This window comes from Streptomyces sp. NPDC002076 (assembly GCF_053593835.1).
The window spans coordinates 140116-163048 of the sequence record NZ_JBSFDI010000019.1 but is presented as its reverse complement, the minus strand read 5'-3'; the positions used below and the strand labels follow the sequence as shown (position 1 = coordinate 163048).

The following is a 22933-nucleotide window of genomic DNA, read 5'->3' as shown; positions in this document are numbered from 1 at the left end:
AGATCTGAGCATCACGATCCGATAGCTGTCGGACACGTGTCGTGACACATGCCGCCCTGCGCGTATCGGCCGGATAACGGAAGCGACGGGCAACCGGAACCCTCTTGACGCCGTCCTAATCCATCGGCGTCACTGCCATGGTGCACGCGCGCGTGAGCTATACCGCCCACGCGAACCCACGACGTACGACCGCTGAACCGGAGGGGGCCGGGATGAGACTGCTGCTCGTCGAGGACGACAACCACGTCGCCGCGGCCCTGTCCGCCGTACTCGCGCGGCACGGCTTCGACGTCACGCACGCGCGCAGCGGCGAGGAGGCCCTGCAGGCGCTCGTCCCCGAGGGCGACGGTTTCGGTGTGGTCCTGCTCGACCTGGGCCTGCCCGACCAGGACGGCTACGAGGTCTGCGGCAAGATCCGCAAGCGCACCAGCACCCCCGTGATCATGGTGACCGCCCGCTCCGACGTCCGCTCCCGCATCCACGGGCTCAACCTGGGCGCCGACGACTACGTGGTGAAGCCGTACGACACCGGGGAACTGCTCGCCCGCATCCACGCCGTCAGCCGGCGCACCGCCCACGAGGACCCGTCGGCCGGAGGCGAGAGCGCCCTGCTGCTCGGTCCCGTACGCATCGAACTGCCCACCCGGCAGGTCACCGTGGACGGTTCGGTCATCCAACTGACCCGCAAGGAGTTCGATCTGCTCGCCCTGCTCGCGCAGCGCCCCGGGGTGGTCTTCCGGCGGGAGCAGATCATCAGCGAGGTCTGGCGCACCAGTTGGGAGGGCACCGGCCGCACCCTGGAGGTGCACGTCGCCTCCCTGCGCGCCAAACTGCGCATGCCCGCGCTGATCGAGACCGTACGCGGCGTCGGCTACCGGCTCGTCGCCCCGGCCGCCTAGCGGGGACGGGTGCGCACACGGCTCCTGCCGCTGCTCATCGTCCTGATGGCGGCCGTCCTCCTCGCCCTCGGGCTGCCGCTCGCAATCAGCCTGGCCGCCGCACAGCAGCAGAAGGTCGTCGTCGACCGCATCGACGACACGGCACGCTTCGCGGCGCTCGCCCAGTTCGTCACCGACGCGCCCAGCGGATCGCGCCGCACCAGCACCGACGAGCGCCTGGAGGCCCTGCGCAGCGAACTCGGCAGCTACTACGGTGTCTACGGCATCCGCGCGGGTGTCTTCTACCGCAACGGCTCGGCGATGGCCAACGCCCCCGACGACTGGTTCGTCCCGCGGACGGGGGAGGTGCGGAACGCCTTCGAGGAGGCACTGCTCAGCCGGCGCAGCCATGACCCGCGGCAGGTGTGGCCGTGGCAGCGCAGCCGACTGGTCGTGGCCTCGCCGGTGATCCGGGACGGGGACGTCGTGGCGGTCGTCGTCACCGACTCGCCCACCGGGCAGATGCGTTCACGGATTTTCCGCGGCTGGCTGGTCATCGGGGCCGGCGAGATCGCGGCCATGCTGCTGGCCGTCGGCGCGGCGCTGCGGCTGACCGGCTGGGTGCTCAGACCGGTACGGGTCCTGGACGCCACCACCCACGACATCGCCACCGGACGGCTCAAGTCACGGGTCGCGGTCGGTGGCGGGCCGCCGGAACTCAGACGGCTCGCCCGTTCGTTCAACGAGATGGCGGACAACGTCGAGGACGTGCTGGAGCAGCAGCGCGCCTTCGTCGCGGACGCCTCGCACCAGCTGCGCAACCCCCTCGCGGCGCTGCTGCTGCGCATCGAACTGCTCGCCCTCGAACTGCCCGAGGACAACGAGGAGATCGCCTCGGTCCGCACCGAGGGCAAGCGCCTCGCACAGGTCCTGGACGACCTGCTGGACCTGGCGCTGGCCGAGCACGCCGAGGCGGACCTGAGGCTGACCGACATCGGCGCCCTCGCCGAGGAGCGGGTCGCCGCCTGGTCTCCGGCCGCCGAGGCCATGGGGGTCCGGCTGACCGGGGACTGCCCGCCCACGACCGCCTGGGCGGACCCGATCACCCTCTCCAGCGCCCTGGACGCGGTGATCGACAACGCCGTGAAGTTCTCCCCCGAGGGCGGCACGGTGGAGGTCACCGTCGCCGCCGACGGCGACAGCTCCACGGTCGTCGTCACCGACACCGGGCCCGGCCTCACCGACGAGGAACTCGCGCGCGTGGGCGACCGGTTCTGGCGCAGCGGCCGCCACCAGAACATCAAGGGCTCGGGCCTCGGCCTGTCCATCGTGCGTGCGTTGCTGATGGCGGGCGGAGGCTCGATCGACTACGCCCACCACGAGCCGCGGGGGCTGCGGGTGACGGTGACCGTGCCTCGGCACGGGGAATCCTGACGTAGCGAGCAGCGGCGGTGCCGGAGCCGGCGGCGGCCTGGTCGGGCGGGCGCCGCTGCGGGCGGCGGAACGGGGCGCGCCTGGGCTACGGCTTGACCGAGCGGTAGTAGCGCCGGGCGCCCTCCTGCAAGGGCAACGGGTCGGTGTAGATGGCGGTGCGCAGATCGACCAGTTGGGCGGAGTGGACATGGGCGCCGATGTCGTCGCGGCTCTTGATGACCGTGCGGGTCACCCATTCGGTGAGCCGGGGGTCCATGTCCGCGCGGGTCATCAGGAGGTTGGAGACGGAGATCGTCGGAACCTCGTTGCCCTGCTGCACGGCCGGGTAGGCCGACTCCGGGATGTTGGTGGCCCGGTAGTAGCGCGCCTCCTCGCTCTGGCTGTGCAGCTTGGTGACCAGATCGCCCTCGATCGGTACGAACTTGAAGGCGGACCTCTGGGCCAGCGCGACGAGTCCCTTGGTGGGCAGGCCGCCCGACCAGAAGAAGGCGTCGATCCTGCGCTGCTCCAGCCGGTCGGGCCCGGTGTCGATGCCGTCCGCGACCGGGGTGATGTCCTTGCGGGGGTCGATGCCGGCGGCCTTGAGCACCCGGTCGGCTATCAGCCGTACCCCGGAGTCGGGCAGACCGATCGCCACCCGCTTGTGCCGCAGGTCCGCGACGTTTCTGATGTCCGAGTCGCTGCGCACGACGAGGTGGACGTAGTCGTCGTAGAGCCGGGCCACCCCGCGCAGCCGCCCGGCGCCGCTGCCGTGCCGCAGCTCGTACGCCTCCACCGCGTCGGCCGCCGCGATGGTGAAGTCGGCCCTGCCGGTCGCCACCCGCTGCACGTTCTCCTGCGAGCCGGCGCTGTTCAGCAGCTTCACCTTCAAGTTGGGCATGTCCTTGGCGAACTCGGCGCGCAGCCGCTCGCCGTACTCCTGGTAGACGCCCCGGAGCGTACCCGTGCTGAAGACGATCTCCCCGCTCGGCGGCTTCTCGCCCAGCGGCAGCAGCCACCACAGCAGCAGCCCGAGCACCACGGCACCGGCGGCCGTGGCCGGCAGCGCCCGGCGCCTGCTGATACGGGGGAACACCTTGGACATGCGGCGATCCTGCCAGGCCGGGCGCGACGCTGACCAGGGCGGGGTCAGTCCATGGCCCGGAAGTGGACGGAAGGCTCTGTCAGTGGTGGCCGTTACAGTCGTCGCATGAGCACTTCGCCCGCAGACCTCGTCCGAGAGTTCCACCTCGCCTTCGGCCTCGACGCCCGCAGTACGCCGGCCGAGGTGGACCCCGAACTGGCCGCGCACCGTGGGGAACTGCTCGCCGAGGAGGCCGCGGAGGTCGCCGAGGTCGCGGTCGACGGCCCGCTGGACAAGCTCGCGCACGAACTGGCGGACGTGGTCTACGTGGCGTACGGCACGGCGCTGGTCCACGGCATCGACCTCGACCAGGTGATCGCCGAGATCCACCGCGCCAACATGAGCAAGCTCGGCCCGGACGGACAGGTCGCCCGCCGGGCCGACGGCAAGGTCCTCAAGGGCGAGCACTACCGGGCGCCGGACGTGTCGGCCGTGCTGCGCCGCCAGGGCTGGATACCGGCGGCGCAGGACCGTTCTGCGCAGGCGGGGGTCTAGAAGGTGCCGCCCGCCAGCTTCCACTCGCGGTTCAGGGTGCCCAGCGGAATGCTCCGCTGGATGACCGGTGTGCCGAAGACGGACAGCTGGAGCCGCAGGGTCCCGGACAGATCGACCCCGCCGTACACGCTCCAGGCGCCCGAGGCCTTCGCCCCGCCGCCCGTGGCGGCGGTGACTGTGCCGGAGGCCTCGCCCCGCAGATACGGTGCCAGGTCGGCGGTGACACCGACGGTGCCGTAGAGGCCCACCGAGGCCTCGGCGCCGAGTGCCGTCTTCATGTTCCCGGCGGTGGTGACGGAGGCGCGCACGGGTGTGCTCGTCATGTCCGAGGAGCTGACCGGTGTCCAGCCCCTGGCCGGGCCGAAGGTGCCGCCCGCCTTGAAGTCGCCCTTGAGGCTCTGCTGGACGTCGACGGTGACCCGTCCGTCGCCGCTGATCTGGACATAAGCGGTCAGGTCGAGGTTGACGACGACAGGGACCGGGCCGACCTGGAGGACGGGGTCGGCATGCAGCTTGGCGAACGGGATCCGCAGCGGGGTGCCGGTGGCCGCGGCGGCCCGGCCCTCGACCGCCCAGCCGGAGGTCCAGTCGCCGGACAGGCCGAGGTAGGCGGAGCCGGGCGGGGCATCGGTACCGGCGCCGCCGTAGGCGAAGTCGACCTGTGGGGCGACCTGGACGAAGCCGTGCACCGAGGCGGTGGCGGAGACCGGGGCGTTCGGGGCCGTCGGTATGCCGGCGCTCACGTCGAGCCGGAGGCTGCCGAGCGGCACCGTGGCACCCTTCGGGCCGGCGTGCAGGTGGCCGGCCGTCGCCCAGGACACCTTCACACCGGGAAGCAGCTTGTCGACGGCGAACGACGAGGGGTCGACCGGTACGGCGCCCTTGGCCGTCTCGTCGCCGAGCAGCGCGTTGAGGGTGGCCGGTTCCGTCTGTACCTCGGTCCCGCCGTCCGTCGCGCCGAGCACCTTGGTGACCTTGGCGAGCAGCCCGTGCGGTGCCCCGGGTGCGGGCGCACTGGCGATCACATCGCCGACGGAGGTCTTGTGCGGGGCGCCGGACGGGACGGGGGAGGTGGTCGGGGAGGAAGGGGATGAACTGCCCTGCTGGACGGGCTTGTTGGACTTGTCGGTGAGGACGGCCCGCCGGGTGCGGCTGTCGTACGAGGTGATGGAGAGCGCCGTCCTGTGCGCCCGCTGCCCGGAGCCGGTCGACCCCGTCGTGGCGGACGCGGCGCTCGTGGCGGTGGCGGTGGTCGCGGGTGCGGCGGCGACGGCGAGCGAGTGGTCCGCACCGCCGGCGGAGCGGTCCGCGACCTGTCGGTCGTGCCCCGCGGTGGCCGACGGTCCGGCGTGCGAGGCGGGCGAGGAACAGGCCGCGGCGAGGAAGAGGGTGGTCACGGCGAAGGCGGGCAGCAGGGCTCGTCTGTGCCGCATGCGTCTGCGCATGGTCGGTCCTGGGTGAAGTGGGGGGTGTCGGAGAGGTACCGGGCGAGTTGGCTACTGGTTGGTAGAACCGGCCGGTAACTCGTGATCGGCCATGAGCATGCCATGCCCTTGGGTGGGAGGCCCGCACATTCCGGCCACGTCTCAAGGTGACCTGCCCCACCGTGAGTTCACGCCACGGCGGGGCCGAAAAACGGTGATGTGAGGCTGTGGCTCAGGGGCCGGCCAGACCGGTGCCGCCGAGGCGGGTCAGCAGGGACGACAGCTGTGTGATGTCCTCGGCGTTCAACGCCGGAGCCGCGAAGACCTCGGTGGCCGTCTCCTCGGCCGTCGCGAGCATCTCCTTCAGCCGCCGGCGGCCCGTCCCGGTCAGCGACGCGTAGGCCACGCGCGCGTCCCGGGCATCCGCCTCGCGGGTCACCAGTCCGATCCGCTCCAGTGGCGCGAGCCCGCGCGTGACCCCGGAGGCCGTCAGGCCCAGTGCCTCGGCGAGGTCGACCCGCCGCATACGGCCGCCGGGCGCCTGGCTCAGCCGTAGCAGCAGGGTGAAGTCGGCGAGGCTCACGCCGTGCAGCCCGCTCAGCCGGGAGTCGAAGCGCCGCACGAGCGCCGCCTGGGCCCGTACCAGTCGCAGTGCCGCGTCCAGGGCGTCACTCATGGCCGCTCATCGCCCGCTCCCGGTGTCCTTGCGGCCACTCATTGCGATCTCCTTGAGTACTCAAGTTTATGCGCCGTTCGAACGCGCGGCGCGTCGCTGCCGCTTGCCCATCGGTGCCTGGGAGAGGTCCTCGGCGGTGGAGCGGAGGTTCTTGAAGCCGTAGCCGCGCTCGGTCAGCCAGGCCTTCGCCGCCTCCTCGGCCCGCTCGGTCGCCTCCAGGATGTCCTCCTCTTCCTCCCCGGTGGCGGAGAAACGGAAGACGAAGGCCGGTCGGGCGGCGATGTCGTAGGTGAGGGTGCCTTCGGTGGTGAACGCGGCGCGCAGCACGTCGTGTTCGGCGGCGTCGGCCAGCAGTGCGGCCCGCTGTGCGTCGGTGAGGCCGTCGAAGGCGCCGCGGACGGTGATCCGGAAAGTGCGAGTGCTCATCCCGCGAGCCTAGGCACGGCGGGCCTCCGGTCTCCACCGGGTTTCCGAAGGCACCGGGGCCTGTGCCCACGCCCCGCCGAGGTGCCGCGGCGCGCCTCGGCTCCTGGGGCGAGCGCCTACCCTGGAGCCGCGGACAGCGAGCCGGCGGACTGCCGTGGCCCGACCGGGAAGGCGGTGGCGTTCCATGCGGTACGTGGCGGTGAGCGCGCTGAGTCATCCCGGGCTGCTCCGCGAACGGAACGAGGACAGTCTCGTGATCGGGCCGTGGACCCTGTGCGCCACGGTGACGGAGAGTCCGCAGACCCTGATGTTCCCGCTCGGCACGCCCCTTGTCGTCGCCGTTGCCGACGGGCTCGGCGGACATCCCGGCGGCGATGTGGCCAGCGCCCTGGTCGCCCGCCGGATCGCGTCCGTCGGACCCGCCCTGAGCGGCGAGGACGCCGTCCGCGACGCCCTGAACGCCTGCAATCGCGCCGTGTACGCGGCCGCCGGCGGCGAGGAGGAGACCGAGCTCACCGCCATGGGCACGACGGTCGCCGGCATCGTCGTACAGTCCGGCTCGCTGCTGGTGTTCAACGTGGGGGACAGCCGGGTCTACGGGGCTTCCCGCGACGGGCTGCGGCAGGTGAGCGTCGATGACAGCCCGCCGCTCGAACCCGGGCAGCGCACCACGTCCATCGTCACCCAGTGCCTGGGCGGCAGCCCCTCGTACCGCGCCGTCCACCCCCATGTGACGGCCGAGTCCCTCTCTCCCGGCGACCGCTACCTCGTCTGCACCGACGGCCTGACCGATCCGCTGCCCGCGGATGTGCTGGACGAGGTGATGCGGGAGCACGACGACGGCCGCGCCGCCTTCGAGCTGTGGAAGGCCGCCATCGCCGCGGGCGGCCCCGACAACATCACGCTGGCGGTCGTACGCGTCGCGGACGACTAGGGAGAGCCTGGACTCGACTCCGCCTCGCCGATCGGGAAGCCGTATCGGCCCTGCAACCGGACGAAGCAGGCCGAGGTCACCACCCGCAGCCGCGCCAGCCCCGCGGCGGTGCGCCCGAAGCAGACCACCTGCTCGTGTCCCCCCGGCCCGATCGGCTGCACCAGACGGCCACCCGGGCGCACCTGTGCGACCAGCGGCGCGGGCACCTCCGGGAAGGCGGCCGACACGAGGACGGCGTCGTACGGAGCCCGGTCCGGCACGCCGCCGCTGCCGTCGCCGACCCGCAGCTCCACGTTCCGCACGCCCTGACGTGCCAGATTCGCGCGCGCCTCGCGGGCCATGTCCGGCCGCATCTCGATGCTGACCACGTCCGCGGCCAGCTGTGCGAGCAGAGCGGTCTGGAAGCCCAGGCCCGTACCTACCTCCAGGACGTGCTCCGACCCATTCAGCTCAAGACCCTCGATCATCATGGCGGACAGCGAGGGCTGCGTGGTGACCTGCCCCTGCCCGATCGCAATGGGTACGTCGAAGTAGGCGGCGGCCCGCTGATCGGCCGGGACGAATTCCGCGCGGGGTGTCGTCCGGACGGCCGCGAGCAGTCGCTCGTCCCCGACCCCGGCGGCCGCGAGGGCCCGCACGAGATCGTCCGGTTCTCCGGGTACGGAGTTCACGACCGGGTTCACCGCACCATCAGGTGCCGACGCCTACGGTGGAGACATGAGCGAGATCGTCGTCTACGAACTCGACAGGCCGGGCGCAACACGCTCCACCGGAGCCACGGGACCGGCGGGTGGCGCGGAACGCCGCGTCCGCAAGGTGCACGCGGCACCCGCGGCACCGGGGTCGCGGACGGCCGCGGGCCCGCGGACCCTCTGCGGCAGGGACACCTTCGCCATGGAGACGACCGACTGGAAGCCCGCCGAACATCCGGGAGCGCCCTGGTACCCCGAGGAACACGCCTCTCTGGTCTGCCCGGACTGCGATGCCGTGATGGAGACCTGACCGGCGTACCCGCCGCCCGGCGCTGCCACGCTCACCGTGTGCGCGCCGCTCACCCGCGTTCCAGGTACTCCTTGAAGTGCTCCAGATCGCTGCGGACGAGCCGTTCGATCGCGTTCGTCTGGGCGAACCCCTTCGGCCCGCCGAAGGCGTCCCGGACCGTGCCGGGGTCGTACTCCAGGCGTGCCTGGATCCGGGTGTGGTTCCGGTCGATCGGCTGGACCGAGAAGGAGCCCGTCAGCTCGGGAGCGCTCGTGGTGAGCCACTCCATCACGTGCTCGCCGCGGTCGGTCACCTCGGCCTCGACCTCCCGGGCCCGGCCACCTGCCTCGACCTCCAGATGTGCTCGGCCCCCCGCCTCCGTACGCGCGCCCCGCACTCCGTCCACGAAGCGCGGGTAGTTCTCCACCCGGTGAAGAGTCTCCCAGGCCCTGTCGACCGGAACATCGACGTCGACATGCAGCTCGAGGGTGCTCATGGCTCACCTCCACGTGCGGCTCATGACGCATGGCCTTCTGCTTACAAGTGTGCGCCCGGCGGGGCGGGAGAGGAGCCGTGCGGCCCGCACCAGGGGCAGCGCCGACGCGCACACGTTCGTGAGCCGCACATGCGGAATTGCAAAATTTCGCAATTGGTTAGATGCTTTGTTTATGGTGTCCGCTCCCATGCGGGCCGCGTCGTAGGGAAGCCGAGGGCTCGTGTCCGTTCCGCTGTACCAGGCCAAGGCCGAGTTCTTCCGGATGCTGGGGCATCCCGTACGGATCCGGGTGCTGGAACTGCTGCAGGACGGACCGCGGCCGGTGCGGGACCTGCTGGCCGCCATCGAGGTGGAACCCTCGAGCCTGTCCCAGCAGTTGGCGGTGCTGCGCCGGTCCGGGATCGTCACCGCCACCCGGGAGGGATCGACCGTCGTCTACGAGCTGGCCGGAGGGGACGTCGCCGACCTGATGAAGGCCGCGCGCCGGATCCTGACCGAGATGCTCGCCGGCCGTAGCGAACTGCTGGCCGAGCTGCGGGACGCCGAGGTCGCCGCGCGATGACTTCGGGGATCAGCGGGGCGAAGGCCCGGCTCACCGCACTCCTGCCCGCCCGCGCCGACCTGGCAGACATGCGCCGCGACCCCCGGCGGGACCTGCTGGCCGGTCTCACCGTGGCGATCGTGGCGCTGCCGCTCGCGCTCGGCTTCGGCGTCTCCTCCGGTCTCGGCGCCGCGGCGGGACTGGCGACCGCCGTGGTCGCCGGCGCGCTCGCCGCGCTGTTCGGCGGGTCCAATCTCCAGGTGTCCGGGCCCACCGGAGCCATGACCGTGGTGCTGGTGCCGATCGTCGGCAAGTACGGGCCGACCGGCGTACTGACCGTCGGGCTGATGGCGGGCCTCATGCTTGTGGCGTTGGCCGCGCTGCGGGCCGGCAAGTACATGCAATACGTGCCCGCACCCGTGGTCGAGGGCTTCACTCTCGGCATCGCCTGCGTGATCGGGCTCCAACAGGTCCCGAACGCGCTCGGCGTGCCCAAGCCCGAGGGTGACCGGGTGCTGGTGGTGACCTGGCGGGCCGTCGAAGCGTTCGCGCGGCATCCGAACTGGACGGCGGTCGGATTCGCCGGGGCGGTGGCCGTGGTCATGCTGATCGGCGCCCGCCGGTGGCCGACCGTCCCGTTCTCCATCCTCGCGGTCATCGCGGCGACCGTCGTGTCCCAGTGCGCGCGGCTGGACGCGGCGAAGCCGATCGGCGACCTGCCGTCCGGGCTGCCCGCGCCGTCCCTCGGTTTCCTGGACCTCGGTTCGCTCGGCACCCTGCTCGGTCCGGCCGTGGCCGTGGCGGCGCTCGCGGCCCTGGAGTCACTGCTGTCCGCCTCGGTCGCGGACGGGATGACGGTGGGGCAGAAACACGACCCGGACCGGGAGCTGTTCGGGCAGGGCCTCGCCAATATCGCCGCCCCGCTCTTCGGCGGCGTCCCCGCTACCGGTGCGATCGCCCGCACCGCGGTCAATGTCCGCACCGGCGCGGGCTCCCGGCTGGCCGCCCTCACCCACGCCGCGGTGCTCGCAGTGATCGTCTTCGCGGCGGCGCCCCTTGTCTCGAGGATCCCGCTGGCCGCCCTGGCCGGAGTACTGCTGGCCACCGCTATCCGCATGGTCGAGGTCGGCTCGCTGTGGGCGATGGCGAAGGCGACCCGCTCGGACGCGCTGATTCTCGTCCTCACCGCCGCGGCGACCCTCGTCCTGGACCTCGTCTACGCCGTGATCATCGGCCTGGTCGTGGCGGGCGCCCTGGCCCTGCGCGCCGTGGCCAAGCAGGCCCGCTTCGACCAGGTGCCCCTCGACCGGGGCGACCACAGCGCCGAGGAGCACGCCCTGCTGGCCGAGCACATCGTCGCCTACCGCATCGACGGGCCGCTGTTCTTCGCCGCCGCGCACCGCTTCCTGCTGGAGCTGACCGATGTGGCCGACGTCCGGGTGGTCATCCTGCGCATGTCGCGGGTGTCGACCATGGACGCCACCGGGGCGCTGGTCCTCAAGGACGCGGTGGAGAAGCTGACACGGCGCGGCATCCTCGTCCTGGCCTCCGGGATACGCCCTGGCCAGCGCCAGGTCCTTGACTCCGTCGGCGCGCTGGCGCTGCTGCGGCACGCCGGCCGGGACTACGCCACCACCCCGGAGGCGATCCGAGGCGCTCGCGACCACCTGCAACTCGCCGGACTCCTGCCCGCACCTCCCCACCACAAGCCCCGAACCTCCAGCGAGGAAGCCCTGCGATGAGCACTCCCCCCGGTCCCCTCCGCATGGTCGAGGTCTCCGGCGCGGAGACCCTGTGGCTGCTGGAGGGCAGCAGCCTGGGACGGCTGGCCTACGCGCAGCGGGACCTGACCGTGGTGCGGCCCGCCCGGCATGTGTGGGAGTACGGCCGTCTTGTCGTCCGTACTCCGGCCCCGGCCACGGCGGTGCCCGCGACGGCGACGTACCACGTGGACGAGATCCGCACGGTGACCGGCACCGGCTGGACGGTCACCGTGTCCGGGCCGGCCCAGGTGATCACGGATCCCGACGAGGCCGCTCACTATCTGCGCACCCTGTCCGGCTGGACGCACGGCCCGCACGACACCCTGCTGCGCCTGCAGCCCAAGACCGTCACCGGTTTCCGCCTCGCCCGCGTGGAGGCATGAGTGACGTCCATGCGCCGCGAAGCCCTTCCCCACCGGCATGTGCTCACCCTGCCGACCACGCCGGCCGCTGTGCGGACGGCCCGCGAGACGGCCGAACAGGCCCTGACGGAGTGGGGGATCGGCCTGCGCCACCCCGCCGTGGACCCGGCCTTGCTGATCCTGGGCGAGCTGGTGACCAACAGCGTCCGGCACGCCGCCGTCCTCTCCCCGCAGCTGACCGTGATCTACGCCGCGGGCCCGGACTGCCTGGCCTTCGCCGTCCACGACCGTCACCCCTACCAGCCTCCGCTGCACGGCGCCTCCGGCGGCGGGACCGGCGGACTGGCCACCGTCATGGAGCTGACCCGGGAGCTCGGCGCCACCGCGGTGGTCCGCGCGGACGCCGACGGGCGGGGCAAGAGCATCTGGATCACCCTCCCCCTCTGAACCCGACGGGCCGGACCGCAAGGAAGTTCACCCCCATGACCATCGAGTGGCGCTACACCATCGAGCAGGATCTCGGCATCCTCTCCGTCGCCGGATATCTGGGCCCGGAGGCGGTCCGTCGCTTCGGTGGCGCGGTCGGCTGGGTGGTCGCCCGCGGCACCGGACCGGTCATCCTCGACCTGACCGAGCTGCTCAGTTGGTCCGCCGAGGGCCAGCTGGCCATCGCCGAGGCCGCACGCCGCCTCGCCGGGGCGGGACGTAGCCTGGAACTGGCCGCCATCCCCGCCGACGGCCCGCTGGTCCCGACCGGCGACTGCCCGGACATCCGCGTCCACTGCGACCTGGCCGCCGCCCGCGCCGCCCATGCCCGGCACCCATCGGCCCCCGAGGAGGGGCACCAGGCATGGCGCACCGACGGCTGGCCCGCCTGACACTCCCTTGACCCCCGCCCGACCCACACACCCGCTCACCGACGGAAAGACCCCTGTGCCATGAGTGACAACCTTCCCTCCTGCCCCGAATGCTCCGGTGCGTACACCTACGAGATGGGTACGCTCCTGGTCTGCCCCGAGTGCGGGCACGAATGGTCGCCGTCCGCGGAGTCCGCAGGTGATGCCGGGGCCAAGGTGATCAGGGACGCGGTGGGCAACGTGCTCGCCGACGGTGACACCGTGACGGTGGTCAAGACGCTCAAGGTCAAGGGCAGCCCCACCGGGATCAAGGCGGGTACCAAGGTGCGCAACATCCGCCTCGTCGACGGCGTGGACGGCCACGACATCGACTGCAAGGTCGACGGGTTCGGCGCCATGCAGCTCAAGTCCAGCGTGGTCAAGAAGGCCTGACCCGACACCTCGCCGTGCCGACCGCCCGGGACGACGTCCCGGGCGGCTTCGCGTCCGCGGCCCCCGTCCTCACCTGCGGATTCGGCTTGGCCGCGTGCGCAGGCGAGGATGGGCCGCATGTTCGTGACGAGTGGGTGGATGCGATGCGCCGAGGCCCGGCCGGCGGGGCCGTGCCGCTGTACCGGGGAGGGGACGGCCAGGTGAGTACGCCGCTGTACCAGCTGAAGGCCGAGTTCTTCAAGACGCTCGGTCACCCGGCCCGCATCCGTGTCCTGGAACTGCTGAGCGAGCGCGAGCACGCGGTCGCGGAGATGCTGCCCGAGGTGGGCATCGAGCCCGCGCACCTCTCACAGCAACTCGCCGTGCTGCGGCGGGCCAACCTGGTCAAGACCCGGAAGGAGGGCTCGACCGTGTACTACTCGCTCACCAGCCCGCACGTCACCGAACTGCTGCGCGTGGCCCGTACGATCCTCTCCGGCGTGCTCGCCGGCCAGGCCGAACTCCTCGCCGACCTGCAGGCCGCGCAGGGCGAGGGGAAGCCGCCGGCGTAGCGAAGTCCGTCTCCAGAGCGGACACGGGCGTGGCCCCAGCCGCGCCGTCGGCGGCCATCAACCGCTGTACGACGCTGAGCGGTATGGCGCCCGTGCTTCACCCTGCCCGCGCGGGCAACGACCTCTGACGGTCTCAGATGTCTCCCTGCACCAGGGCGTGCAGATGCTCGTCGTGCCATCCGTCCTCGTGCAGCAGCGCGCTGCGCTGGGTGCCCTCGTAGGAGTAGCCGGCCTTCTCCGCCACGCGGCAGGATGCGGAATTCGCGGTCGAGTGGCACAGACGGAGCCGGTGCAGGCCCAGCTCGTCGAGGGCCCACCGGCTGACAACCCGGGTTGCTTCGGCGACGACACCGCCGCCTCGTGCGGCGGGCAGGATCCAGTAGAGGATCTCGGCGTTGCCGTCGGCGAGATCGATGTCCCCCCATCCGATCAGGCCCAGGGCCTCGCCGCCGTCCGCCCGGGCGATGGCCCAGATCGCGGCCTCCTCGGTCTGCCAGCGCCGGTGCATCCGCTCGATCCTCCGGCGCGCGCCCTCCGGTGACCCCACGTCCAGGCGGTTCCACTTCCGTATGGCCGGATCCTGACCGGCGGCCACCAGGACACCGGCGTCGTCGACGTGCCACGGCCGCAGCTCCAGGCCGTGGGGCAGATCGAGCACCGGCTGCTGGAGCTGGGCCATCCGGCCTGCGGGGACGACCGGGGGCACCGGTGACAACGGGATCATGGACGCATCCTGTCAGAGGCATCGAGGGATGCGACACCGGTTATCCGTCCCCCCGGCGCGGGCCGCACTCCGATCGCCGACGGTCTCGGCCTTTGCCGCAGGAGACAGCGGAACCGGAAACCCGATCACCCCTCGTCACCGCGTCGGCCAACTCGTCCCGGCCCACCGCGGCGGAGCCCGGGGCGGGGTTCTCCGGGGACGGCCTACCCTTTACGCATGACCAGCAGCAGCGACCGGAGCCCCGCAGTGGACGTTCAAGCACCCAAGACCTATGAAGTGCGCACCTACGGGTGCCAGATGAACGTCCACGATTCCGAGCGGTTGGCCGGCCTGCTCGAAGACGCCGGGTATGTGCGGGCCCCCGAGGGGTCGGACGGGGACGCGGACGTGGTCGTGTTCAACACCTGCGCCGTACGGGAGAACGCCGACAACCGGCTGTACGGCAACCTCGGCAGGCTCGCGCCGAAGAAGGCCTCGCGGCCCGGCATGCAGATCGCGGTCGGCGGCTGCCTCGCGCAGAAGGACCGCGACACCATCGTGAAGAAGGCGCCCTGGGTGGACGTCGTCTTCGGCACGCACAACATCGGCAAGCTGCCGGTCCTGCTGGAGCGCGCCCGCGTGCAGGAGGAGGCGCAGGTCGAGATCGCCGAGTCGCTGGAGGCCTTCCCCTCCACGCTGCCGACCCGGCGCGAGAGCGCCTACGCGGCCTGGGTGTCGATCTCCGTCGGCTGCAACAACACCTGCACCTTCTGTATCGTCCCGGCCCTGCGCGGCAAGGAGAAGGACCGCCGGCCCGGCGACATCCTCGCCGAAGTGGAGGCGCTGGTCGCCGAGGGTGTCTCCGAGATCACGCTGCTGGGCCAGAACGTCAACGCGTACGGCTCCGACATCGGCGACCGCGAGGCCTTCAGCAAGCTGCTGCGCGCCTGCGGGAAGATCGAGGGCCTGGAGCGGGTCCGCTTCACCTCCCCGCACCCCCGTGACTTCACCGACGACGTCATCGCCGCCATGGCAGAGACGCCGAACGTGATGCCGCAGCTGCACATGCCGCTGCAGTCCGGCTCGGACACCGTGCTGAAGGCGATGCGCCGCTCCTACCGGCAGGAGCGTTACCTGGGGATCATCGAGAAGGTGCGGGCCGCCATCCCGCACGCCGCGATCACCACCGACATCATCGTGGGCTTCCCCGGCGAGACCGAGGAGGACTTCGAGCAGACCCTGCACGTGGTCCGTGAGGCGCGCTTCGCGCAGGCCTTCACCTTCCAGTACTCCAAGCGGCCCGGCACCCCGGCCGCGACCATGGAGAACCAGATCCCCAAGGAGGTCGTCCAGGCGCGCTACGAGCGGCTCGTCGCCCTCCAGGAGGAGATCTCCTGGGAGGAGAACAAGAAGCAGGTCGGCCGCACGCTGGAACTGATGGTGGCCGAGGGCGAGGGGCGCAAGGACGGCGCCACGCACCGGCTCTCCGGCCGCGCCCCGGACAATCGCCTCGTCCACTTCACCAAGCCGGAGCAGGAGGTCCGCCCCGGTGACGTGGTCACGGTCGAGGTGACGTACGCCGCCCCGCACCACCTCCTCGCCGAGGGCCCCGTCCTCTCCGTGCGCCGCACGCGCGCGGGGGACGCCTGGGAGAAGCGCAACGCCGCCGAGGCCGCCAAGCCGGCCGGCGTCATGCTGGGCCTGCCGAGGATCGGAGTGCCGGAGCCGCTGCCGGTCGCCACGGCAAGCGGCTGCGGCTGCGACTGAGGGCCCGCCACGACAGAGAGCGACCTGACCGGCGTGCTCATCGAGGACCGACTCGGCCGGCGGCTGCCGTACGGCGTACCCTGCCGATCATGCTTGTCGCAGCCGCAGTCTGTCCCTGCCCTCCGCTGATCGTGCCCGAGGTGGCTGCGGGCGCCGCGCACGAAATGGATGCCGCGCGCGCGGCCTGCGCCGACGCGCTCGGTGTGCTCGCCGCTTCCCGCCCGGACCTCCTGGTGGTCGTCGGGCCCGCCGAGCAGAGCGGGCGCGGATCGTTTCCGCAGGGCACTCCGGGGTCCTTCCGCGGCTTCGGGGTCGACGTGGAGGTCCGCCTGGGCCCCGCCGAGGAGGCCGTCTCCGAGCGCGAGCTGCCGCCGTCGCTGGCCGTCGGCGCCTGGCTGCTGGAGCGGACCGGCTGGGCGGATGCCCCGATCGAGGGACTCGGTGTCGGGGAACCGCTCGCGCCCGAGCGGTGCGTCGAAGCCGGAAGGGAGATCGGCGCCAGGGCCGGGCGGGTGGCGCTGCTGGTGATGGGAGACGCCAGCGCGTGCCGCACGGTCAAGGCGCCGGGTTACCTGGACGAGCGGGCGGCACCCTTCGACGCGGAGGTCGCCAGGGCGCTGGGCGCGGCGGACGTGGCGGCCGTCCAGGCGCTGGACGCCGAGCTGGCACACGAACTGAAGGCCTCCGGCCGGGCGCCCTGGCAGGTCCTGGCCGGCGCCGCCGAGGGCGCCGACCTCAGCGGCGCACTGTTGTACGAGGACGCACCGTACGGCGTGGGATACGTGGTGGCCACCTGGTCCTAGCGCGGCTCGGTGGCCACCCGGTCCCGGGAACTCCCGGCACAGGCGGAACCGGCGGACGGCCGGGAGCCGCTGTGCTCCACGACCGTCCGCCGATCCGCCTGCCGTACGGCCGCATGCCGTCCGGCAGGCTCGTGTGCCGCCGTCCCGGAGGCTCAGGAAGCCGGTGGCGGGCCCTCCGGCGGGGTGGGCCGGGTGGGGGTCGTCGGATTGCCGCCGGCCCGCTCCGGGCCGTGACCTTCCTTGTGCGCGAGTCGGTCGACCGCGTGCTTGGCCTTGCCGGTGCCCGCGTGGATCTTCTCGCTGTACTTGTGCTTGGTCCGGTCGTCCACGGCCTTCGCGGCCTTGTCGATACCGTGCTGGACCTTGTCCCCGTGCTGTCGCGCGAGGTCCGACACCTTGTCCCTGGCCGGGCCGAGCTTGGCCTTCATGTTGTCCATCAGACCCATGGTCCACCTTCCCTCGCGGGGCAGTTACCTGCGGGCGCCCTCGCCGGCCTCGTTGTCGGCGGCCTCCTCGGCGGACTGCTGCCTGGGGATGCCGGAGCCGTCGGACGCGTCGTCCGCGGCGGCGTCCGACCGCGTCGCCGCGTCCTCGCTCTCGCCCCCGGCCGACCCCGTCGCCTGCGCCGACCCGGCCGCCTCGGCCTTCGCCGACTCCGCTTCCTCCGCCTCGGCTCCTTCCGGCTCCGCACCGGCCGGTGCCTCGGCGGCCGAGGTCTCCGGAGTCGTCTTCGACCTTCCGAAGAATCGAGCAAAAACGCCCATATCCACTCCATACGGTACTCGTGCGGGCGAATTCCCGCGTTACCCGGTGCGTACGGTTGCGCCGCCCGGGTCACCGCCTCCGGTGATCCGGATGGCGGTATCCGCCTCGGGCAACGACCCGCAACTCCACCCGTCACGTAACTCGTTCGAGGCACGGCCTGGAGGTTTGCGAGACTGGTGCGGTGAGCAGTGCACCCTCCACCCCCCGTGTCATCGCCGTCGTCGGACCCACCGCGGCCGGAAAGTCCGATCTCGGTGTTTTCCTGGCCCAACAGCTCGGCGGGGAGGTCGTCAACGCGGACTCCATGCAGCTGTACCGAGGGATGGACATCGGCACCGCCAAGCTGACGCCCGAGGAGCGCGGCGGCATCCCGCACCACCTGCTGGACATCTGGGACGTGACGGTCACCGCCTCTGTCGCCGAGTACCAGAAACTGGCCCGCGCCCGGATCGACGCACTGCTCGCCGAGGGCCGCTGGCCGATCCTGGTCGGCGGCTCCGGCCTGTACGTCCGGGGGGCCGTCGACAACCTGGAGTTCCCCGGTACCGACCCCGAGGTCCGCGCCCGCCTGGAGGAGGAGCTGGCCCTGCGCGGCTCGGGTGCGCTGCACGCCCGGCTGGCCGCCGCCGACCCCGAGGCCGGCCGCGCGATCCTGCCCAGCAACGGCCGCCGTATCGTCCGGGCGCTGGAAGTGATCGAGATCACCGGCCGGCCCTTCACCGCCAATCTGCCGGGTCACGACTCCGTGTACGACACCGTCCAGATCGGAGTCGACGTGGCTCGTCCGGAGCTCGACGAGCGCATCGCGCGCCGTGTCGACCGGATGTGGGAGGCGGGCCTCGTGGACGAGGTGCGCGCGCTGGAGGCGCAGGGGTTGCGCGAGGGGCGCACGGCGTCGCGTGCGCTGGGTTACCAGCAGGTGCTCGCGGCGCTCGCCGGAGAGTGCACCGAAGCGGAAGCCCTGGCCGAGACCGTACGCGCGACCAAGCGCTTCGCGCGCCGTCAGGATTCGTGGTTCAGGCGCGATCCCCGGGTGCACTGGTTGAGTGGGGCCGTGGCCGACCGCGGGGAACTTCCGCACCAGGCCCTGGCGTTGGTCGAACGACCGGTTACAGCCTGATCACGTCATGGCATCGGGATGCGCCGCCGGTCATCGAGGCCTTCGGTGCCGTGCCATCATCGAGCTTCGATCGACCAAGTGGAGCCTAGTTGGGAGGGCGCGTGGCGATGGAGGCCGGCCCTCGCGACACCGCACAGAGTACCGAGCACGTCACCACTGCGGGTGACGAACCGGACCCCGGCGGCCGTCTGACCGACGACTGCCCGGGCGAGGACCCTCTGACCGAAGAGCGTCTGAACGGAGACCGCCCGGCCGGCCACCGGCTGCCCGAGGCCCGTCGGGCTGGGGACCTGCCGGCGGAGGCCGAAGGCCGGCCGGCGGAGGCCCGCCTCACCGATGACGGCCGCACCGACGGTCGGCTCGTCGGCCCCCGGCTGACCGATGACCGTCTCACCGACGACCGGCTCGTCGGCCCCCGGCTCACCGATGACCGTCTCACCGACGACCGGCTCGTCGGCCCCTGGCTCACCGCGGACCGGCTGACCGACGACGGTCCCGACGAGACGCCGGACGGTGTGACCGACGACGGGCCGACGCCCGAGGAGATGTACCCGGGCGGTCCGGAGGTCGAGGTCGAGCTGCGCCCGCAGCGCAGGCTCCGCCTCTGGCAGCTCGCTCCCATCGTGGGACTGTCCGCCGTCGGCTCCCTGATGTTCGCCTTCCCGCTCGCCTTCGACTTCGGCGACAGCGGCGCCGTCATCGCCATGCTCGGCCTGCTGATCTGCTCCTGCGCCGCCGGCTGGGGCATGATGGCCGCCCGCCGCGTGGGCTACACCTGGCCCGGCCTCCCACCACGGGGCTCGGATCAGCGCCCGGACTGGCGGGTCGTACTCGGATACGTCCTCCTGGTGGCCGTGGTCGTGGTCCTCGCGGTCTGGCGCGTGGCAAGGCTGCGCTGAACAACCGGTCCGCAGAGTGACCGCTGCCGTCCTTTACGATCGAGGAATGAGCACGCGCACGCGGATCCCCTTCCTCAAGGGCCACGGCACCGAGAACGACTTCGTGATCGTCCCGGACCCGGAGAACGCCCTCGACCTGAGCCCGGCCGCCGTCGCCGCCCTGTGCGACCGCCGGGCCGGCATCGGCGGCGACGGGGTGCTGCACGTCGTGCGTTCCGCCGCGCACCCGGAGGCCAGGGCGATGGCGGCCGAGGCCGAGTGGTTCATGGACTACCGCAACGGCGACGGCTCGGTCGCCGAGATGTGCGGCAACGGAGTCCGTGTGTTCGCGCGCTACCTCCAGCACGCCGGGCAGGTGGGCGAGGGCGACCTCGCGATCGCCACGCGCGCGGGCGTGAAGACGGTCCACATCGCGAAGGACGGTGACATCACCGTCGGCATGGGCCGCGCCCGCCTGCCGGAGGGCGAGGTCACGGTGAGCGTCGGCGAGCACAGCTGGCCCGCCCGCAACGTGAACATGGGCAACCCGCACGCGGTCGCCTTCGTCGACGACCTCGCACAGGCCGGCACCCTGTACGACCCGCCGCCGTTCAGCCCGGCCGCCGCCTACCCCGACGGGGTCAACGTCGAGTTCGTCGTCGACCGAGGCCCCGGCCACGTCGCCATGCGCGTGCACGAGCGCGGCTCCGGCGAGACCCGCTCGTGCGGCACGGGCGCGTGCGCCGTCGCCGTGGCCGCCGCTCGGCGTGACGGGGCCGACCCGGCCGTCACCGGAACCCCGGCCACGTACACCGTCGACCTGCCCGGCGGCCGTCTGGTCATCACCGAGCGGCCCGACGGTGAGATCGAGATGACCGGACCCGCCGTGATCGTCGCCGAGGGCGAGATCGACGGTGAATGGCTGGAAAACGCCCTTCGCTGATGCGGCGTGACCGCGTGGGGGACGCCCCACGGCTTCCGGATCAGCGGTTTCCGGTGCCCCGGGGCGTTGGAAACGGCGGCCGGGACCAAGGCAGTTGGCGCAAACCCTAAACCTCCTTTTCATCGCTCGAATGGGTGATCCGTTTCACGCTCGGCGAGAGGCGGTCGGTCGGGCGTGGTGGGCTCGATAGCATCAAGCACCGGCACGGACGGGGGAACGTCGCCATCCCTGAGCCGCGTACGCCCTGGGGCCTCCGTCCGCCGGTCCACGAGCCGGAGGTGCCCATGAGTGCGGAGGCCACGAACCCTGCGACCCCTGGCCCGGTAGCGCCCACCGCGTCCGCGGCGGCCACCGCCCCCGCGGTGCCCAGGGCGGACCGCAGGAAGTCCCGGCCCCGGATCGACCTGCGCAGGCTCGGCCGGGCCGCGCTGCTCGGCCCCGCCGTGCGCGGCAGACTGCCCGACGCCATCAGCCATGTCGTGGAGGCGCACCGCGCCCATCACCCCGACGCGGACCTCGACCCGCTGCGCCGCGCCTACGTCCTCGCGGAGTCCTCGCACCGCGGCCAGATGCGCAAGAGCGGTGAACCGTACATCACCCACCCGCTCGCCGTGACCCTGATCCTCGCCGAACTCGGCGCCGAGACCACGACCTTGACGGCCTCGCTGCTCCACGACACCGTCGAGGACACCGATGTGACGCTCGACCAGGTGCGGGAACAGTTCGGCGAGGAGGTTCGTTATCTCGTCGACGGCGTCACAAAACTGGAGAAGGTCGACTACGGAGCCGCCGCCGAGCCGGAGACCTTCCGCAAGATGCTCGTCGCCACCGGCAGTGACGTGCGCGTGATGTCGATCAAACTCGCCGACCGCCTGCACAACATGCGCACCCTCGGCGTGATGCGCCCGGAGAAACAGGCGCGGATCGCCAAGGTCACCCGCGACGTCCTCATCCCGCTCGCCGAACGCCTCGGCGTGCAGGCCCTGAAGACCGAGATGGAGGACCTGGTCTTCGCCATCCTGCACCCCGAGGAGTACGAGCACACGCGCGAGCTCATCGCCGAGAACGCCGCGCGCCCCGACGACCCGCTCGGCGAGGTCGCCGACGAGATGCGCGGCGTGCTGCGCGAGGCCGGCATCCAGGCCGAAGTCCTCATCCGCCCGCGGCACTTCGTCTCCGTCCACCGCGTGGCCCGCAAACGCGGACAGCTGCGCGGCACCGACTTCGGCCGCCTGCTCGTGCTGGTGAACGAGGACGCCGACTGCTACGCCGTCCTCGGCGAACTGCACACGTGCATGACCCCGGTCGTCTCGGAGTTCAAGGACTTCATCGCCGTACCGAAGTTCAACCTGTACCAGTCGCTGCACACGGCCGTCGCCCTCCCCCAGGCTCGAACCGACTCGCCCGGGGGGACCCCCATCGCCGCCCAGGTCGTCGAAGTCCTCATCCGCACCCACCAGATGCACAAGGTCGCCGAGGCCGGCGTCGTCGCCCTCGGCAACCCGTACGCCCCCGCTGCCGCATCCGACGCCCCCGCCGACGGTGAGCGCGCCGACCCCACCCGTCCCGGCTGGCTCTCCCGGCTCCTCGACTGGCAGCAGGCCGCCCCCGACCCCGACACCTTCTGGTCCACGCTGCGCGAGGACCTCGCCCAGGACCGCGAGATCACCGTCTTCCGCCCCGACGGCGGCACGCTCGGCCTGCCCGAGGGCGCCACCTGCGTGGACGCCGCGTACGCCCAGTACGGCGAGGACGCGCACGCCTGCATCGGCGCCCGGGTCAACGGCCGCCTGGCCACCCTCAGCACCGTCCTGAAGGACGGCGACACCGTCCAGCTCCTCATGGGCCAGGACCCGGCCTCCGAGCCCTCCCGGGAATGGCTGGAGCACGCCCACACCCCGGCCGCCCGCATCGCCATCCAGCGCTGGCTGGCGACGCACCCCGGCGGCGGCACCGGCCCGGAGGACATGACCGGCACCCGCGCCGAAACCGCCGAGGGCACCGCCCCCGCACGGCACGCCGATGCGGCCCCGGGCACCACCGCGCCCCGCCCGGCGGACGCGGCGCCGGCCGAGGCCGGCTCCCCGGCCCGCTCTCGCGGCGCCGATGTCCTCGTGGACCGGCCGGGGGCCTCCGTACGGCTCGCCCGGTGCTGTACGCCCGTGCCGCCCGACGAGATCACCGGCTTCGCGGTACGCGGGGGAGTGGTGACCGTGCACCGGGTGGAGTGCGCCGCGGTGGCGCATATGAAGGGCAGGGGGCGCGCGGAGATCGGGGTGCGCTGGGGGGACACCACCGAGTGCCGGGTCACCCTGGTCGCTGAATCGTTCGGTCGCCCCCATCTGCTCGCCGATCTCACCGAGGCGATCTCCTCGACGGGCGTCGACATCGTCTCGGCGACCGTGGAGCCGCCCAGCCAGCAGCGGGTACGGCACACGTACACCCTCCTGCTCCCCGACGCGGCCGCCCTCCCGGCCCTGATGCGCGCCATGCGGGACGTCCCGGGCGTGTACGACGTGTCCCGCGCCCAGCATCAGGCCCCGGCCTCCTGAGGGCTGCCGCGCTTGGATCAGAAGGCCCT

General features: G+C 72.1%; 27 protein-coding genes. 18 read left to right on the top strand and 9 right to left on the bottom strand.

The features are described from left to right. The first annotated feature begins 212 nt into the window (after window positions 1-212). Window positions 213-899, top strand: coding sequence for a response regulator transcription factor (locus tag ACWCQS_RS33395; protein ID WP_451007924.1), 687 nt, complete (start codon window positions 213-215; stop codon window positions 897-899). Window positions 900-908: 9 nt separating this feature from the next. Further along, window positions 909-2312, top strand: coding sequence for an ATP-binding protein (locus tag ACWCQS_RS33390; RefSeq protein WP_451007923.1), 1404 nt, complete (start codon window positions 909-911; stop codon window positions 2310-2312). 85 nt (window positions 2313-2397) lie between these two features. On the opposite strand, the gene ACWCQS_RS33385 is transcribed toward ACWCQS_RS33390, so the two are convergent. Continuing rightward, entirely contained in the window at window positions 2398-3396 is a 999-nt protein-coding gene (locus ACWCQS_RS33385) for a TAXI family TRAP transporter solute-binding subunit (protein ID WP_451007922.1), read from the bottom strand. A 105-nt stretch (window positions 3397-3501) separates the two neighbouring features. Here ACWCQS_RS33385 and ACWCQS_RS33380 point away from each other — a divergent pair, with 105 nt between their 5' ends. Next, window positions 3502-3930 (top strand): pyrophosphohydrolase domain-containing protein, encoded by a 429-nt coding sequence (locus ACWCQS_RS33380; RefSeq protein WP_451007921.1) that lies wholly within the window; start codon window positions 3502-3504, stop codon window positions 3928-3930. On the opposite strand, the gene ACWCQS_RS33375 is transcribed toward ACWCQS_RS33380, so the two are convergent. From ACWCQS_RS33375 to ACWCQS_RS33365, 3 genes are all read right to left on the bottom strand, one after another. After that, entirely contained in the window at window positions 3927-5375 is a 1449-nt protein-coding gene (locus tag ACWCQS_RS33375) for a hypothetical protein (RefSeq protein WP_451007920.1), read from the bottom strand. The genes ACWCQS_RS33380 and ACWCQS_RS33375 overlap by 4 nt on opposite strands. Before the next feature lie 211 nt (window positions 5376-5586). Next, entirely contained in the window at window positions 5587-6030 is a 444-nt protein-coding gene (locus ACWCQS_RS33370; protein WP_451007919.1) for a MarR family winged helix-turn-helix transcriptional regulator, read from the bottom strand. 66 nt (window positions 6031-6096) lie between these two features. Then, window positions 6097-6456: a DUF6204 family protein gene (locus tag ACWCQS_RS33365; RefSeq protein ID WP_451007918.1), complete on the bottom strand. Its 360-nt coding sequence runs from the start codon at window positions 6454-6456 to the stop codon at window positions 6097-6099. A gap of 184 nt (window positions 6457-6640) precedes the next feature. Here ACWCQS_RS33365 and ACWCQS_RS33360 point away from each other — a divergent pair, with 184 nt between their 5' ends. After that, entirely contained in the window at window positions 6641-7390 is a 750-nt protein-coding gene (locus tag ACWCQS_RS33360) for a PP2C family protein-serine/threonine phosphatase (protein ID WP_451007917.1), read from the top strand. Here ACWCQS_RS33360 and ACWCQS_RS33355 read toward each other — a convergent pair. Beyond that, window positions 7387-8061 carry a protein-L-isoaspartate O-methyltransferase family protein gene (locus ACWCQS_RS33355; RefSeq protein WP_451007916.1) on the bottom strand — a complete coding sequence of 225 codons (675 nt, stop codon included), beginning with the start codon at window positions 8059-8061 and terminating at the stop codon, window positions 7387-7389. The genes ACWCQS_RS33360 and ACWCQS_RS33355 overlap by 4 nt on opposite strands. A gap of 46 nt (window positions 8062-8107) precedes the next feature. On the opposite strand from ACWCQS_RS33355, the gene ACWCQS_RS33350 reads away from it, so the two are divergent. Continuing rightward, window positions 8108-8392 carry a hypothetical protein gene (locus tag ACWCQS_RS33350; RefSeq protein WP_451007915.1) on the top strand — a complete coding sequence of 95 codons (285 nt, stop codon included), beginning with the start codon at window positions 8108-8110 and terminating at the stop codon, window positions 8390-8392. Between the two features lie 49 nt (window positions 8393-8441). Here ACWCQS_RS33350 and ACWCQS_RS33345 read toward each other — a convergent pair whose 3' ends face one another. After that, on the bottom strand, window positions 8442-8867 hold the full coding sequence (locus ACWCQS_RS33345) for an SRPBCC family protein (protein WP_451007914.1): 426 nt from the start codon (window positions 8865-8867) through the stop codon (window positions 8442-8444). Between the two features lie 220 nt (window positions 8868-9087). Between ACWCQS_RS33345 and ACWCQS_RS33340 the strand changes: the two genes are divergently transcribed. From ACWCQS_RS33340 to ACWCQS_RS33310, 7 genes are all read left to right on the top strand, one after another. After that, on the top strand, window positions 9088-9429 hold the full coding sequence (locus tag ACWCQS_RS33340; RefSeq protein ID WP_450985582.1) for an ArsR/SmtB family transcription factor: 342 nt from the start codon (window positions 9088-9090) through the stop codon (window positions 9427-9429). Further along, window positions 9426-11150: a SulP family inorganic anion transporter gene (locus ACWCQS_RS33335; protein ID WP_451007913.1), complete on the top strand. Its 1725-nt coding sequence runs from the start codon at window positions 9426-9428 to the stop codon at window positions 11148-11150. The genes ACWCQS_RS33340 and ACWCQS_RS33335 overlap by 4 nt, the downstream gene beginning before the upstream one ends. Beyond that, entirely contained in the window at window positions 11147-11554 is a 408-nt protein-coding gene (locus tag ACWCQS_RS33330) for a pyridoxamine 5'-phosphate oxidase family protein (RefSeq protein WP_451007912.1), read from the top strand. Before ACWCQS_RS33335 ends, ACWCQS_RS33330 begins: the two co-directional genes overlap by 4 nt. Before the next feature lie 9 nt (window positions 11555-11563). Then, window positions 11564-11980 (top strand): ATP-binding protein, encoded by a 417-nt coding sequence (locus ACWCQS_RS33325; RefSeq protein WP_451007911.1) that lies wholly within the window; start codon window positions 11564-11566, stop codon window positions 11978-11980. 35 nt (window positions 11981-12015) lie between these two features. After that, the gene (locus ACWCQS_RS33320) at window positions 12016-12411 is read left to right on the top strand and encodes an anti-sigma factor antagonist (RefSeq protein ID WP_451007910.1); all 396 of its coding nucleotides are present in this window, start codon (window positions 12016-12018) and stop codon (window positions 12409-12411) included. Between the two features lie 60 nt (window positions 12412-12471). After that, on the top strand, window positions 12472-12822 hold the full coding sequence (locus ACWCQS_RS33315; RefSeq protein ID WP_451007909.1) for a zinc ribbon domain-containing protein YjdM: 351 nt from the start codon (window positions 12472-12474) through the stop codon (window positions 12820-12822). Between the two features lie 200 nt (window positions 12823-13022). Then, window positions 13023-13373 carry an ArsR/SmtB family transcription factor gene (locus ACWCQS_RS33310; protein WP_451007908.1) on the top strand — a complete coding sequence of 117 codons (351 nt, stop codon included), beginning with the start codon at window positions 13023-13025 and terminating at the stop codon, window positions 13371-13373. A gap of 133 nt (window positions 13374-13506) precedes the next feature. Here ACWCQS_RS33310 and ACWCQS_RS33305 read toward each other — a convergent pair whose 3' ends face one another. After that, window positions 13507-14097, bottom strand: a complete 591-nt coding sequence (locus tag ACWCQS_RS33305; RefSeq protein WP_451007907.1) for a GNAT family N-acetyltransferase — start codon at window positions 14095-14097, stop codon at window positions 13507-13509. A gap of 216 nt (window positions 14098-14313) precedes the next feature. Here ACWCQS_RS33305 and miaB point away from each other — a divergent pair, with 216 nt between their 5' ends. Further along, entirely contained in the window at window positions 14314-15843 is a 1530-nt protein-coding gene (miaB, locus tag ACWCQS_RS33300; RefSeq protein WP_451007906.1) for a tRNA (N6-isopentenyl adenosine(37)-C2)-methylthiotransferase MiaB, read from the top strand. A gap of 89 nt (window positions 15844-15932) precedes the next feature. Then, on the top strand, window positions 15933-16646 hold the full coding sequence (locus ACWCQS_RS33295; RefSeq protein ID WP_451007905.1) for a class III extradiol dioxygenase subunit B-like domain-containing protein: 714 nt from the start codon (window positions 15933-15935) through the stop codon (window positions 16644-16646). A 152-nt stretch (window positions 16647-16798) separates the two neighbouring features. Here the strand turns inward: ACWCQS_RS33295 and ACWCQS_RS33290 are convergent, their stop codons facing one another. Together ACWCQS_RS33290 and ACWCQS_RS33285 are read right to left on the bottom strand one after the other, a co-directional pair. Then, entirely contained in the window at window positions 16799-17092 is a 294-nt protein-coding gene (locus ACWCQS_RS33290; protein WP_451007904.1) for an antitoxin, read from the bottom strand. A 24-nt stretch (window positions 17093-17116) separates the two neighbouring features. After that, complete coding sequence (locus tag ACWCQS_RS33285) at window positions 17117-17410, bottom strand: hypothetical protein (RefSeq protein WP_451007903.1); 294 nt, start codon at window positions 17408-17410, stop codon at window positions 17117-17119. Window positions 17411-17592: 182 nt separating this feature from the next. Between ACWCQS_RS33285 and miaA the strand changes: the two genes are divergently transcribed. The 4 genes from miaA to ACWCQS_RS33265 all read left to right on the top strand — a co-directional run bounded on the left by miaA (window position 17593) and on the right by ACWCQS_RS33265 (window position 22904). After that, window positions 17593-18531, top strand: coding sequence for a tRNA (adenosine(37)-N6)-dimethylallyltransferase MiaA (gene miaA / locus ACWCQS_RS33280; RefSeq protein ID WP_451007902.1), 939 nt, complete (start codon window positions 17593-17595; stop codon window positions 18529-18531). Between the two features lie 374 nt (window positions 18532-18905). Continuing rightward, complete coding sequence (locus ACWCQS_RS33275; protein WP_451007952.1) at window positions 18906-19430, top strand: hypothetical protein; 525 nt, start codon at window positions 18906-18908, stop codon at window positions 19428-19430. Window positions 19431-19476: 46 nt separating this feature from the next. Then, window positions 19477-20352 (top strand): diaminopimelate epimerase, encoded by an 876-nt coding sequence (gene dapF, locus ACWCQS_RS33270; protein ID WP_451007901.1) that lies wholly within the window; start codon window positions 19477-19479, stop codon window positions 20350-20352. A 284-nt stretch (window positions 20353-20636) separates the two neighbouring features. Next, window positions 20637-22904, top strand: coding sequence for a RelA/SpoT family protein (locus tag ACWCQS_RS33265; RefSeq protein ID WP_451007900.1), 2268 nt, complete (start codon window positions 20637-20639; stop codon window positions 22902-22904). Window positions 22905-22933 lie beyond the last annotated feature (29 nt).